The organism is Nordella sp. HKS 07 (genome assembly GCF_011046735.1).
In the GTDB taxonomy this organism is placed as follows: Bacteria; Pseudomonadota; Alphaproteobacteria; order Rhizobiales; family Aestuariivirgaceae; genus Taklimakanibacter.
Map to the genome: position 1 here is coordinate 5091124 of NZ_CP049258.1, position 13664 is coordinate 5104787.

General features: G+C 64.4%; 12 protein-coding genes. 8 read left to right on the forward strand and 4 right to left on the reverse strand.

All coding sequences use genetic code 11. The features are described 5' to 3' along the window. Positions 1 to 145 precede the first annotated feature (145 nt). Positions 146 to 1948 (reverse strand): DNA helicase RecQ, encoded by a 1803-nt coding sequence (gene recQ, locus G5V57_RS23890; protein ID WP_165170061.1) that lies wholly within the window; start codon positions 1946 to 1948, stop codon positions 146 to 148. Between the two features lie 158 nt (positions 1949 to 2106). Here recQ and G5V57_RS23895 point away from each other — a divergent pair, with 158 nt between their 5' ends. From G5V57_RS23895 to G5V57_RS23915, 5 genes are all read left to right on the forward strand, one after another. After that, entirely contained in the window at positions 2107 to 2472 is a 366-nt protein-coding gene (locus G5V57_RS23895) for an MmcQ/YjbR family DNA-binding protein (protein WP_165170063.1), read from the forward strand. Positions 2473 to 2619: 147 nt separating this feature from the next. Next, positions 2620 to 3657: a zinc-dependent alcohol dehydrogenase family protein gene (locus G5V57_RS23900; protein ID WP_165170065.1), complete on the forward strand. Its 1038-nt coding sequence runs from the start codon at positions 2620 to 2622 to the stop codon at positions 3655 to 3657. 180 nt (positions 3658 to 3837) lie between these two features. Then, complete coding sequence (locus G5V57_RS23905; protein WP_165170067.1) at positions 3838 to 4917, forward strand: D-alanine--D-alanine ligase family protein; 1080 nt, start codon at positions 3838 to 3840, stop codon at positions 4915 to 4917. 777 nt (positions 4918 to 5694) lie between these two features. After that, positions 5695 to 6660 (forward strand): hypothetical protein, encoded by a 966-nt coding sequence (locus G5V57_RS23910; RefSeq protein ID WP_165170069.1) that lies wholly within the window; start codon positions 5695 to 5697, stop codon positions 6658 to 6660. Between the two features lie 241 nt (positions 6661 to 6901). Beyond that, positions 6902 to 8155, forward strand: coding sequence for a flavin-dependent oxidoreductase (locus tag G5V57_RS23915; protein WP_165170071.1), 1254 nt, complete (start codon positions 6902 to 6904; stop codon positions 8153 to 8155). Here the strand turns inward: G5V57_RS23915 and G5V57_RS23920 are convergent. Next, a complete protein-coding gene (locus G5V57_RS23920) occupies positions 8133 to 9074 on the reverse strand; it encodes an AraC family transcriptional regulator (RefSeq protein ID WP_165170073.1) in 942 nt (313 codons plus the stop codon). The two genes, G5V57_RS23915 and G5V57_RS23920, sit on opposite strands and share 23 nt — an antisense overlap. 91 nt (positions 9075 to 9165) lie before the next feature. Between G5V57_RS23920 and G5V57_RS23925 the strand changes: the two genes are divergently transcribed. From G5V57_RS23925 to msrA, 3 genes are all read left to right on the forward strand, one after another. Continuing rightward, positions 9166 to 9993, forward strand: coding sequence for an SDR family oxidoreductase (locus tag G5V57_RS23925; protein WP_165170075.1), 828 nt, complete (start codon positions 9166 to 9168; stop codon positions 9991 to 9993). A gap of 176 nt (positions 9994 to 10169) precedes the next feature. Beyond that, on the forward strand, positions 10170 to 10616 hold the full coding sequence (gene msrB, locus G5V57_RS23930; RefSeq protein ID WP_165170077.1) for a peptide-methionine (R)-S-oxide reductase MsrB: 447 nt from the start codon (positions 10170 to 10172) through the stop codon (positions 10614 to 10616). After that, a complete protein-coding gene (gene msrA / locus G5V57_RS23935; RefSeq protein WP_165170079.1) occupies positions 10613 to 11119 on the forward strand; it encodes a peptide-methionine (S)-S-oxide reductase MsrA in 507 nt (168 codons plus the stop codon). Before msrB ends, msrA begins: the two co-directional genes overlap by 4 nt. Before the next feature lie 561 nt (positions 11120 to 11680). On the opposite strand, the gene G5V57_RS23940 is transcribed toward msrA, so the two are convergent. Further along, positions 11681 to 12313: a DUF5074 domain-containing protein gene (locus G5V57_RS23940; RefSeq protein ID WP_165170081.1), complete on the reverse strand. Its 633-nt coding sequence runs from the start codon at positions 12311 to 12313 to the stop codon at positions 11681 to 11683. Between the two features lie 85 nt (positions 12314 to 12398). Then, positions 12399 to 13619: a helix-turn-helix domain-containing protein gene (locus G5V57_RS23945; protein ID WP_165170083.1), complete on the reverse strand. Its 1221-nt coding sequence runs from the start codon at positions 13617 to 13619 to the stop codon at positions 12399 to 12401. Between the last annotated feature and the right edge of the window lie 45 nt (positions 13620 to 13664).

Genomic DNA, 13664 nt, shown 5'->3' on the forward strand with positions numbered 1-13664 from the left:
GGTGAAACGTCTCTCAAAATCCCTCACGCTGAGGTGGCCGCGAAGCGGCCCTCGAAGCGTCGATCAGGATGAAGCGAGAGAGCCGCAACACGCCCTTCGAGGCTCGCTTCGCTCGCACCTCAGGGCGAGGGCAGGGCGTCTCTCCTCAAGCACTCCGGCCCTCTCCATTGATCACCGCCAGAAACGCCTCCCCATAACGCGCCAGCTTGACCTGGCCGGTGCCGGGGATGGCGGCGAGCTCGGCGAGCGAGCGCGGGCTGCGCGCCGCCATCTCCATCAGTGTCTTGTCGTGGAAAATCACATAAGGCGGCACATTCTGCGCCTTGGCGAGCTCCATCCGCCTCTCGCGCAATCTATCGAACAGCTCGCGGTCATGGGCGTCGAGCGCCGGTCCCGCGGCGCGTGGGGCTTTCCGCTCGGCCTTGGATATTTTCAGGACCCTGAGCCGCAAGGGTGGCTTCTCGCGCAGGAACTGGCGGCCTTCCGCTGAGATATAGAGACCGCCATAACCCGCCACATCCACACCGATCAGCCCATGGGCGACGAGCTGGCGCAGGATCGAGCGCCAGGCGTTGCGGTTATGCTCAGGCCCGATGCCGAAGACCGAGAGCTTGTCATGGCCGAGAGTGGTGATGCGTTCGTCGCTCTCGCCCAGCAGCACCGAGATCACGTGCGCCTGGCCGAAGCGCTCGCCGGTGCGGTAGATGCAGGAGAGCAGCTTCTGGGCGGTGATCGCCCCGTCGAAGGTGTGCGGCGGATCGAGACAGACATCGCAATTGCCGCAAGGGCCGCTATCGTCGCCGAAATAGCGCAACAGCACCTGCCGGCGGCACCGGCTGGATTCGGCGAAGCCCAGAAGCGCGTCGAGCTTGCGGCCCTCCATGCGTTTTCTTTCATCGGGCGCCTCCGATCCGTCGATGAAACGGCGGCGCAGCACGATGTCCTCCGCGCCATAGAGCATCAGCGCCTCGGCCGGCAGGCCGTCGCGCCCGGCGCGTCCCGTCTCCTGGTAATAGGCCTCGATGCTCGACGGCAGGTCGCGATGCAGCACGAAGCGCACATCTGGCTTGTCGATGCCCATGCCGAAGGCGATGGTGGCCACCATGATCAGACCTTGCTCATGCTGGAAGCGGCGCTGGTTCTCCTCGCGCGTCTTCATCTCCATGCCGGCATGATAGGCGAGCGCGCTGAAGCCGTTGGCGTTGAGCGTTTGTGCGACATCCTCCGTCTTGCGCTTGGACAGGCAATAGACGATGCCGCTTTCGCCTTTGCGGCTCTTGAGGAATTTCAGCATCTGCTGGGTCGAATTCGTCTTCTCGGCGACGCCGTAGCGGATATTCGGACGGTCGAAGCCGGAGACGAAGCTGTTTTCGACCCCGATATCGAGATGCTCGACGATCTCGGCGCGCGTCGGTTCATCCGCCGTGGCGGTGAGGGCGAGGCGCGGCACCTTGGGGAAGCGGCCGGCGAGACAGTCGAGTGCCCGGTATTCGGGCCGGAAGTCATGGCCCCACTGCGACAGGCAATGCGCCTCGTCGATGGCGACGAGCGAGAGCGGGGTGGAATTGAGGCGCTCGAGGGTCTCAGGGCGCAGCAGCGTTTCCGGCGCCATATAGAGAAGATCGAGCTCGCCTTCCTCGACATCGCGCCAGAGCTGGTCCTTTTCGTTGCCCCAGAGCCTGGAATTGAGCGCCGCCGCCTTGACCCCGGCTTGGCGCAATGCGGCCACCTGGTCTTCCATCAGCGCGATGAGCGGCGAGACGACAAGGCCGAGGCCCGGCCGGATCAGCGCCGGGATCTGGTAGCACAAGGACTTGCCGCCGCCCGTCGGCATCAGGACGAAGGCGTGATTGCCGGCGATCACATGATCGATGATGTCGCGCTGCTGGCCGCGGAAGCTGGCATAGCCATAGACGCTGTTGAGGATGGAGAGAGGATCGGCGGGCATGGAGAGAATCAATCTGAGGACTGTCTCCAGGCAGTAGCAGAAACTCACGCGTGATCGCAGCCCGTGTGTCCCTGTCGGTGCGGCAGGTGTGGATTGGCGATGGCCCGCGCGGGCCGGGATAGCGTAATATGCGCCGACCCGGGGATGAGAGCTCTTTCATGACCTACGAGCAATACAACGCCTTCTGCGCCTCGCTGCCGGCGACGACCTATGTGATGCAATGGGGCGGCTCGCATGTGTGGAAAGTAGGCGGCAAGGTCTTCGCCATTGGCGGCTGGGACGAGGAGGCGGAGCCGCATATCACCTTCAAGGTCTCCGACCTCGCTTTCGAGGTGCTGAAGGACCAGCGCGGCCTGCGCCCGGCACCCTATCTGGCTTCGCGCGGCCTCAAATGGATCCAGCATTATGCGAAGCCCGGTCTCAAGGACAAGGAGCTCAAGGCTTACCTTTTGGCCTCGCACCGCCTCGTCGCGGAAGGTTTGTCGAAGAAGCAGCAGAAAGCCCTCGGCCTCGCCGTCGGCTGATATCGTGAAGAGCGGTCTGCAAGCTGCCCTCTACGGCAATTGATTCAGATCAAGGTGCGCCTGTGCCCATCGAGGCAAGTTGGGACGAGAGCGAACTCCATTGCCGATCGACAGGGAGCGCGCGCGTTGCAGTAAGGAGACAAAATCATGAAAGCGCTCGTTTACCAGGGACCCGGACGCAAGGCGCTGGAAGACCGTCCGATGCCGGAGATCGCCGCGGCCGGCGACGCTGTCGTGAGGATCGTCAAGACGACGATCTGCGGCACGGACCTCCATATCCTGAAGGGCGATGTGCCGAGCTGCGCGCCCGGGCGCATTCTGGGACACGAGGGAACCGGCATCGTGGAGAAGGTCGGCGCCGGTGTCACCAGTTTCCGTCCCGGCGACCGCGTGCTCATCTCCTGCATCTCGTCTTGCGGACGCTGCGACTTCTGCCGGCGCGGCTTGTATTCGCATTGCGCCACCGGTGGTTGGATCCTCGGCAACACGATCGACGGCACGCAGGCGGAATATGTCCGCATCCCGCATGCCGATACGAGCCTCTATCGCATTCCGGACGGAGTCGAGGAGGATGCGCTGGTGATGCTGAGCGACATCCTGCCGACCGGCTTCGAATGCGGCGTCCTCAGGGGCAAGGTGGCGCCGGGCGGCACAGTGGCGATCGTCGGCGCCGGTCCCATCGGCCTGGCGGCGCTCCTGACGGCGCAATTCTATTCGCCGGCCGAGATCATCATGATCGATTTCGACGACAACCGGCTGGAGGTGGCGACGCGCTTCGGCGCGACGGCGGTGGTGAATGCCGGCAAGGGCGATGCGGCCGCGGCGGTGATGAAGCTGACCGGGGGCCAGGGCGTCGACACGGCGATCGAGGCGGTGGGCGTGCCGGCGTCCTTCCTCACCTGTCAGAACATCGTGGCGCCCGGCGGCATCATCGCCAATGTCGGTGTGCATGGCGTGAAGGTCGACCTGCATCTGGAGCGGCTCTGGTCGCACAACATCTCCATCACGACCAGCCTCGTCGACACCGTCACGACGCCCATGCTGCTCAAGACGGTGCGGGCGCGCAAGATCGATCCCGGCAAACTGATCACCCATCGCTTCAAGCTGGCGCAGATCCTCGACGCCTATGCGACCTTCGCCGATGCGGCGCGCACCAAGGCGCTCAAGGTCATCATCGAGGCGTGAGGGCAGGTGATACCCTCGCCCCCAACGGGGGAGAGGGAGGGGCCCCATTGCGCAGCAATGGGAGGGTGAGGGGGAACGGACGGCAACAGTATCCCGTATCCAGGGCCATCACAAAAAGGGCGGAATCGGCCTCCATTGCCGATGCCGTTGCGCAAATCGAAAACGGGCTGGGGCAAATTCATGACGAAGAAAATCAGGGTCGCCATGCTGTATGGCGGCCGTTCGGCCGAGCATGATGTCTCGATCCTGTCCGCCGCCAATGCGGTGAAGGCGATGGATCGCGCCCGCTACGAGATCGTGCCCATCGCCATTGACAGAAGCGGCGTATGGCGACTGACCGAGCTCGAAGACGGCGCTCTGCCGCGCGAGGATGCTTCCAAGGGCATCGAGGTCGCGCTGCTTCCGGGCGGCCGCGGCCGGCTCGTCACTTTGTCGGCGGACGGCAAGACAAGCGAACTGCCGTCCGTCGATGTGGTCTTTCCGGTGCTGCACGGCCCCTTCGGGGAGGATGGTTCGGTGCAGGGTTATGCCGAGGTCGCCGATGTGGCCTATGTCGGCTCGGGCGTCTTCGCCTCCGCCACCGCCATGGACAAGGAATTCGCCAAGAAGTTGCTCGCCGCAACAGGACTTCCGGTCGCCCGCGCGCTGACCTTGCGCCGGGACGAGCCGGTCACTTTCGACACGATCGCCGCCGGGCTGGGTCTGCCGTTCTTCCTCAAGCCGGCGCGCCAGGGCTCCTCGGTCGGCGTCGGCAAGGTCACGGACAGGGCGAGCTTCGCCCGTTGCCGCGACGAGGCGTTCCGCCATGACGACAAGCTGCTGGCGGAGGAATTCATCGAGGCGCGCGAGATCGAATGCGCGGTTCTCGAAGATGCGAAGGGCGTGCTCACCGTGTCTCTGCCGGGCGAGATCATTCCCGCCGAGAAGCATGGCTTCTACACTTACGAGGCGAAATACATCGACGCCGACGGCGCCGTCGTGCGCGCCCCCGCCGATGTGCCGGCGGCGGTTGCCGAAGAGGCCCGCCGCCTCGCCGAAGCTGCCTTCCGCGCGCTCGGCTGCGAAGGATTGGCGCGCGTCGACTTCTTCCTCAGACGCGATGGCAGCCTCATCCTCAATGAGGTCAACACGATCCCCGGCTTCACCAATATCAGCATGTACGCCAAGGCGCTCGCTGCTTCGGGCGTCTCGTATGCCGAAGCAATCGACGTTCTCATCGCGCACGCCCTCGCGCGCCACGCTCGACAGTCCTCCCGCTGAGGCGCGTCTCTCAACTCCCTCACGCTGAGGTGCCCGCGCAGCGGCCCTCGAAGCGTCCTCCGCCTCCCAACGCTCTCACGCTGAGGCGCCCTTTTCCTCCATTTCGTCATGGCCGCCCTTGAGGCGGCCATCCAGCCCATCCGCGCAGAAGCTCTGTGATGTCGAGTCTGGATGGCCGGCATGGGCCGATCATGACGAGCGGCGTGACGTGCGCACGCGTGGCACTCTCAACGCCCTCACGCTGAGACGCCCTTTTCCCCTTTTCGTCATGGCCGCCCTTGAGGCGGCCATCCAGCCCAGCCGCGCATAAGCTGTGTGATGTCGAGTCCGGATGGCCGTCTTATGGGCCGATCATGACGAGCAGCGTGAAGTGCGCACGCGTGACACTCTCAACACCCTCTCGTAGCCGGGCCTCGAAGCGCCTATCAGGAAGCTAAAGACGTATCCTCCCGGCGCCGTTTCGCATCAAACACTTGCGTCGCGTCATATTTTGTGCCATCTGCACTTCCCGCGCGAGACGCGCGAAAAGTTGGAGCACGGCCATGTTTGAAGATTGCCATATGATGGGTGTTGATCTTCTGGGCGCCATCGGCGCCCGGCTGCTCCTTCTTGCATCGGCCGGCTAAGCCAGCCGGATTCCGCCTTTCATTCACCCTTAGAGATTCCGAACCGCTGACGGTGTGAACATGCGCGTGCCGGGCACGCCTGTGCGCGTCGTTCCGCTTCCGGCCCCGCGCCGTCCAGGCCTGCGGGCAGGCGAGCTATTGGACAACGACAATGAAAGACCGTGATATCGTGATCGCGGACAAGCTGGATGCCGCGTCTCAGCCGCGCCGTCTGCTCTTTCGCTATTACAAGGACCGTTATGCCGCGATGCTGCTGGAGGATCTGCTTCAGCCCCGCCTGCCCATCCGTACTTTGCGCGAAGGGCGCTATGGACGCTTGCTCGACCGCCCGCCGATCAAGGCGCTGGCCGCTGCCAAGGGTGACGGCTGGCTGCACCAGAATGATCTCTGGAGACTGTGGCCGAGTGAGATAGAGATCTATGTCGTAACGTTCGCCACCTGGGGCTCCGAGAAGAGCTGCGAGCGTCGTTGGAACCAGACATCGCGGCCGCGCCGCCAACTCGTGCTGCAGCTCAATTTCCCACACTCGCATGATGTGCAATATCAGCGGCTGATCTTGAATGCCAAGAATATGCCCTTCAACTACCGCCACCATCCCGTGAACCAGGAGGGACGCAACATCCTGGCGTGGGCGCGCATGGATATCGACATCCATTCCGGCGAAGCACTGATCGAGGAAGTGCAGAACGATTGGATCAGGAGAATGGAAAGACACCTTGCAAATGCTGTTCGAGGTTATGGTCCATTCCGCAAGCCCGAGGCGCGGGAGAATCTCAAGCTCTATGCCGAGACCGTCATGGCGCCGCACGTGGCCATATGGAGCGAAGCCGTTCTTTCGGCGGCGCTGCATTTGCTGGGCCAGGTCTTCCGCACCCGTCGCGTCTGGTTCCACTATTTCGACACCAGCTGCGAGATCAAGAATCTGAGAAAAAAGTGGAAGCCGCCACGCTCTCTCTATACCGACCTGCCCAAGCGCTTCTGCTTCGAGCTGACGGATGAGCCGCCGGAGTTCATCCTGCCCGCCCAGCCGCGTTGCCTGAGAAGTAGGCTCGAGCGGCGGGAGGGGAGATTCTGGCGGCTGGATGCCGAGCCGCCAGTAATTGATCAATGCTTATGACGTTTCGTGGTAGCGACAAAGTTCTCGTGCGCGACACTCCATATGCAGCATCAGCGAGGCAGAGTACTGGAAACGATCTTCCGAGTGCGTTGTTCGATCTACTGTAGTGCGCTCACCTCAGGCTGACGAACGGTGACCTTGAGATTGCTCCCCATCCCTGTATGATCTGACCAAGGACAATCTGGACAATTGAACTCGCTCCGGATCGCGACGCCCACGTACTCCAGAGACAGGAGATACGATGAAGCTCCTCATCATCGGCGGTGGCATCGGCGGCCTCGTCACCGCACTGGCGCTCCACCGCGCCGGCATCGATGTCGACATCTTCGAGCAAAGCCAGGAGCTGCGCGAACTGGGCGTCGGCATCAATCTCCTGCCGCATGCGGTGAAGGAGCTGGCGGCGCTGGGGCTTCTGCCCGCACTCGATGAAGCCGGCATCCGCACCCGCGAGCTCATCTATCTTAACCGCCACGGGCAGGTGGTCTGGCGCGAATTGCGCGGCCTCGATGCCGGCTATGACGTGCCGCAGCTCAGCATCCATCGCGGCAAATTGCATGGCGTGCTGCTCAAGGCGGTGCTCGAGCGCATCGGTCCCTCGCGGCTCCATGCCGACCGGCACTTCGTCGATCTGAAAGACGGGCAAGGCAAGGTCACCGCCTTTCTGGAAAGCCGCACCGGCCGACGCTTCGAGGTTGTGGGCGACGGGCTCATCGGCGCCGACGGCATCCATTCCCGGGTGCGAAGTCTTTTTTATTCCGAAGAGGGGCCGCTTCTGTGGAGCGGCATCATGCTGTGGCGCGGCGCCACCGCCTGGCCCATTTATGAGGACGGCCGCACCATGGTCATCGCCGGCGGCAATGCGGCGAAGTTCGTTTTCTACCCGATCCACGCCGATCCGGCGCGGCCTGACCAGCGCCTCACCAACTGGGCCATCATGGCGCGTATCACCGACGGTGCGGGGCCGCCGCCCCGGCGCGAGGACTGGAACGCGGTCGGGCGCATCGAGGAGGCGCGCGCTTTCGTCGAGGGCAGCTTCCACTTGGGCTTCGTCGATCCTGCCCGCCTCATCGCCGCGACCAGTATCTTCTATGAATACCCCAATTGCGACCGCGACCCCGTCGCGCGCTGGTCTTACGGCCGCGTGACGCTGCTGGGTGATGCCGCCCATCCCATGTATCCGGTGGGCAGCAACGGCGCCAGCCAGGCCATCCTCGATGCCGCCGCACTCGCCCGCCATCTCACCGCCGTGCCGGACGTCGTTCCGGCCTTCGCCGCCTATGATGCCGAGCGCCGGCCGCTGACCGCCGATATCGTCAGCGCCAACCGCCGCGGCGGGCCGGAAGGCGTCATCGACATGGTCGAGGCCCGCGCTCCCGATGGCTTCGACGATATCGACAAGGTGGCGAGCTACGCCGAGCGCGAGGCGATCGTGCGCGGCTATGCGTCGATGGCGGGCTATGCCAGCGAGCAGGTCAATCGCCGGACGTCGCGCTGATCTCTTCAACGCCATTGCCGGCCCGTTGCGCGCGCGCAAAGGCGCCGGGCGAGCAGCCGACGCGCCTTCGAAACGCGGTGCTGAAGGCGCTTGCCGACTCATAGCCGATTTCCTCGGCCAGACGTTCGAGCGGTTTTCCGCCGCGGCTCAGAGCGTCGCGCGCCAGGATCATGCGCCAGCGCGCCAGATATTCGAGCGGCCCGCAGCCGAGCCTTTGCGAGAAGCGCAGGGCGAAGGCCGAGCGCGACATGCCGGCGAGCCGCGCCAGCCCCGCCACCGTCCAGGGCCCGCGCACATCGCCATGGAGCGCGCGCAGCGCCGGCGCCAGGGCTGCGTCGCCGAGGCCGGACAACAGACCTGTCGAGACGGGCTGGCGCTCGCGACCGGAGGAGCGCAGGCATTCGACCATCAGCACTTCGAGAAGCCGCACCAGTATGGCTTCCTTGCCCGGCCCCTCAGACGCGCATTCCTCCATGATCAGTGCGATGAGCCGCGACAACCGCCCGGTGCCGCCTTCGGACGCCCCGATATGGATCATGCGGGGCAGGAGCGAGAGGAGCAACGCTGCATTGACCGGCTCGACCTCGAAGGAGCCGCCGAGCATCGCAAGATCGGGTTCGCCCTCGGATTCGCCATACCGATATACATGCCCCGTCGGCTCCACCGGCATGCGGGGGGCGGTGGCGTCGCTATAGATAGCAAAAGCCGGCGTCGCGGGCAGGAGGACGAAATCGCCGCGCTCCAATAGTGCCGGTTCCTCGCCATCGAGTGCCAGCCAGCACTGTCCTTCGAGCACGATCGCATAGCTGGGTTTCCCATAGGCCCGGAAGCGGACACCCCATTTGCCGCGCGCCGTTATGGATTTGGTGTGCGCCGTATGCGGGCGGAGCAGGTCGATGAGGTCGCTGAACGGATCCATCTTTGGACGTCACGTAATGAAATATGGATAGATGATTATAGATCGTCCTGAGCATTTGTCTATCCTCGCGAGAACCTCAACGGAGAGACAAATGACCAGGACAATCCTCATCACCGGAACATCGTCGGGCTATGGCAAGGCGATGGCCGAACTCTTTCATGACCGCGGCTGGAACGTAATCGCCACCATGCGCCGGCCCGACCCCGCTTTGTTTCCGGCCTCTCCGCGCCTCGCCGTACTGCCGCTCGACGTGACGAAGCCGGCCAGCGTCTCGCAGGCGATCGCCGATGGCGTCGCGGCCTTTGGCGGCATCGATGTCTGGGTGAACAATGCCGGCATCGGCCTCGTCTCAATTGTCGAGGCGACGCCCGACAGCGCCATGCGCGAGGTCTTCGAGACCAACACCCTCAGCGTCTTTGCCGCCTGCCGCGCCATCATCCCGCAGCTGCGGAAGCAGGGCCGCGGCACCATCATCAATGTCACGTCCAGCGTCGCGCTCGGCGTGATGCCGATGGTGGCGGTCTACGCCGCCAGCAAATGCGCCGTGGAAGGCTTCACGGAATCGCTCTCTCATGAACTGGCCGCGTTCAACGTGAAAGCGCGGCTGGTGGAGCCGGGCTATGCGCCGACCACGAACTTCGCCGACAATGTCCGTGGTCGCATGCCGGGCCTGATGCCGGATATCTATGGCGACTTCGCGCAAGGCTTCTTCGCCAGGCTCGCTGAATATCCCACCCGCTATTGCACCGAGGCCGAGGTCGCCGAGGCCACATTCGCCGCCGCGACCGAGGAAAGCGGGCGCATCCGCTATCCGGCCGGCGTCGATTCCCAGCTCTTCGCCGGCCTGCGCTGGTCGACCTCCGAGGAGGCCTATCTGAAGGCCATGCGGGACATGTTCATGCCCGCGCCGCAGGCGTGAGCAGCGCGCCCGGGCACCACCGCCCTCGTGTAACGCGGGCGGTGGTTCCCGCGTAGAGAGGCGATGTGGACCCGGTGCAATTGCGCCGGGTGACATGTCCATGCGGGTTTTGCATGGAAAAATCGCCGCCCCATCGCCATATTGGGGCGGCAAAATCAAGAATGGAGTAAGACGCCATGAGCTACCGTAAGACCGCGGAGGCTGTCGCAAAGCTCACGCCCATCCAGTTCAAGGTGACCCAGGAGAGCGCCACCGAGCGCCCCTTCACCGGCGAATACAACGACAACAAGGAGCCGGGCATCTATGTCGATATCGTCTCCGGCGAACCGCTTTTCGCCTCCGCCGACAAGTTCGACTCGGGCTGCGGCTGGCCGAGCTTCACCAAGCCCATCGTGCCGGCCAATATCAACGAGTTGCGCGACGTCTCGCATGGCATGATCCGCACCGAGGTGCGCTCGACGCATGGCGACAGTCATCTGGGCCATGTGTTCCCGGACGGTCCGCCGGATCAAGGCGGGCTTCGTTACTGCATCAATTCCGCCTCCTTGCGCTTCATTCCGCGCGATGAAATGGGGGCCCAGGGCTATGGTGATTATCTGAACCAGGTGGAGGACATCCAATGACAGAGAAAGCTGTTCTCGCTGGTGGCTGCTTCTGGGGCATGCAGGACCTCATCCGCAGGCTGCCCGGCGTCGTCGCAACCCGTGTCGGCTATACCGGCGGCGATGTGAAGAACGCCACCTATCGCAACCACGGCACCCATGCCGAAGGCATCGAGATCGTCTTCGATCCGGAGAAGATCAGCTACAGGCGGATCCTGGAGTTCTTCTTCCAGATCCATGATCCGACGACGCTGAATCGGCAGGGCAACGACAGGGGCATGGCCTATCGCTCGGCGATCTATTATCTGAACGACGCGCAGAAGCACATCGCCGAGGACACCATTGCGGACGTGAATGCCTCAGGCCTGTGGCCTGGCAAAGTGGTGACCGAGGTCGAACCCGTGGGTGATTTCTGGGAGGCCGAGCCCGAGCACCAGGATTATCTGATGAAATATCCGCACGGCTATACCTGCCACTTCCCGCGCGCCGACTGGGTCCTGCCGAAACGCCAGGCGGCCGAGTAGCCGGGGCGGGATCCTCCCTGTCGTCATCGGATTCACACATCTGATGACCGGCCTGCCGCTTTACCCTCGCCCTGCAAGCGAAGCGCAGCGGGGAGAGGGAAGGGGCCCGACGCGCAGCGGCGGGAAGGGTGAGGGGCACGGCCACCGACGCAGTGAGGGCATGCTGTCGCGAGAGCGTTCAGTTGTCTGAAGTCGAACTCAATCTCGCAAGGGCCCCTCACCCTCCCATTGCTACGCAATGGGTCCCTCCCTCTCCCCGCTAAAGCGGGGCGAGGGTAAGGGCGCATCCCTCACGAGATGTGTGCATACGATAGGGGCGAAAGCCTGGATGACACAGCAGAGAAGAGCGGACTGTGATGCGCGAGGCCCTGACAGGGTGGGTGAGGGTGTTCGTGCGATCATCACTTGCATTCATGGGCACATTCGAGTCAGGAAATTCCACGATCGGCGGAACCGGGAGAACTCCCTGTCCCGCGCTCTTCGCGAGAAGTCCCTGTAGTTCTCTGTAGTCGCCTGCAAATCCCCTGTTAATTCCCCTGTAAATAACAGGAGAACAACAGGCTATCTGGGCCTTCGCACGGCGCGCACCTTGCTGCTGTTGCCACCGCCGCAATAGAAGCGGTCCGCTCCATCGGCTTCTAGGCCCGACACGGCGGTGCCTGCCGGCATGTCGATCTGCTGCAGCACTTCGCCGGTCTCGGGATCGATGCGCCGGATGTCGCTCTCATCACCTTCCCAGGTGCCATGCCACAGCTCGCCATCGACCCAGCTGACACCGGTGACGAAGCGCTTCGACTCGATCGTGCGCAGGATCTTGCCCGTCTCAGGGTCTATCTGGTGGATCTTGCGCTCGCGATATTGCCCGACCCATAACGTGCCTTCGCCCCAGGCGAGACCTGAATCGCCGCCGCCGCCGGGTGCGGGAATGGTCGCGACCACGCGCCCCGACTTGGGATCGATCTTCTGGATGCGTGCTTCCGCGATCTGCCAGAGAAACTCACCGTCGAAAGCGGTGCCGGCATCCGCGGCGACATCGATCTTGCGCACCGTCTCGCCGCTCTCGGGATCGAGCGCGTTCAGCGTGGCGCCGCCGGCGAGCCATACATTGCGCCCGTCATAGGTAATTCCGCCCACATTCTTGACATCGGGAAAGGGACCATATTCGCGGATGATCTCGGCTTGCGATCTTTTCATGCTTCTATCCTGCATCAGTTTTCCCCTCTCCCACAACGGGAGAAGGGGAAGCGCGTGAGCTCGACGCTACGGCGACGCTCACAATCTAATCACTCGCCAGCGGTGCCGGGAGTAACAATGTCGTCGTGAAACCGGGCACCGGCGGGCTCGTCCAGCGGCGCGCCCGGCCGCGGCCATAGAACTGCACCTTGTTCGCCTGCGCCAGTTCCTCGAGCGCCCGCTGCACGCTGCGCTGGCTCGCGCCTAAGGCCAGCGCCAGGGCCGAGCTCGACCAGGATTCGCCATCGGCAAGAAAGGCCAGAACCGAAGCATGCTTCTCCTCGACGGGACGTGCCAGCACCATCACCTCCTGCGCCTTGGCCGGCTCCAGCACGAAGCCGCGTTCCGTCGCGCTGATGCGTGCGTGCCGGTGCAGCATCCGGCGCAGCCGCCCGATCTCGACGCGCAGTCGCGCGCGGTGCGACTCATCGGCATGCTTTGCGCCGAAGGCCCGGGCGAGCAGCACATCGCGCGCCACATCCTTGGGCCACGCCTCGGCCAGGACGCGGGCGAGCGCGAAGAGAACCGGGCGCGTCGCCAACGACACCACGCTGTGCCGGTCTCGCACGGCATGGCGGCAGGCATCGATGATGAGCGCCTTCGATGTGAAAAGCGCCTCGACGTCATCGAGCAGGAGAGGGCGCTCCTCGCCTCGGCTGATGAGCCGCGCCGCCGGCGCATCCAGAAGCAGTGCCGCGCTTTCGACTTCGGCCATCAGCGGCGGGATGTGGGTGAAATCGGCCGCCCGTTCCGCCCGCGCCAGCGCCGCGCGCGCTGTCTTCGTGTCGATGCGGCGCATCGCGATGCCGGCCACCACCAGCTCATGCGCGGTGCGCAAGGCGGGCGGCAGATGTGTGGGATCGAGATCCTTGAGCGACGCCTCCGCCTCGTCGAGCCGGCCGATGAGGAGCAGGCGGCGCACGGCGAGATAGCGCGCATGGGCGGCATTGGCTCTGTCGCCATGCTCTTCGAGCACGGCGCGCGCCTGATCGAGCATCTGGGCAGGCCAGCCCAGGTCACGCGAGGCGAGCGCAACCTCGGCTTCGGCGACGATGCAGCGGGCCCGCGCCACCGCCTCTTTCGAGCCGAAGGTGCGCGCCGCCCGGCGCAGCAGCAGCTTGGCGCGCTCGAGTTCGCCGAGCTGCGCCATGGCGATGCCGCGCAGTGCCAGCGCCGGCGCATCCTCGCGCAGCGCCACCCGCTTCAGCGCGCCCAGCGGATCGCCTGCCGCAAGGGCGCGGGCCGCAGCCGTGATCAGTGAGTCCATGGAAATCCCGCCACACTTGTCACTCCCGTCCCTTCGATAGCCTTC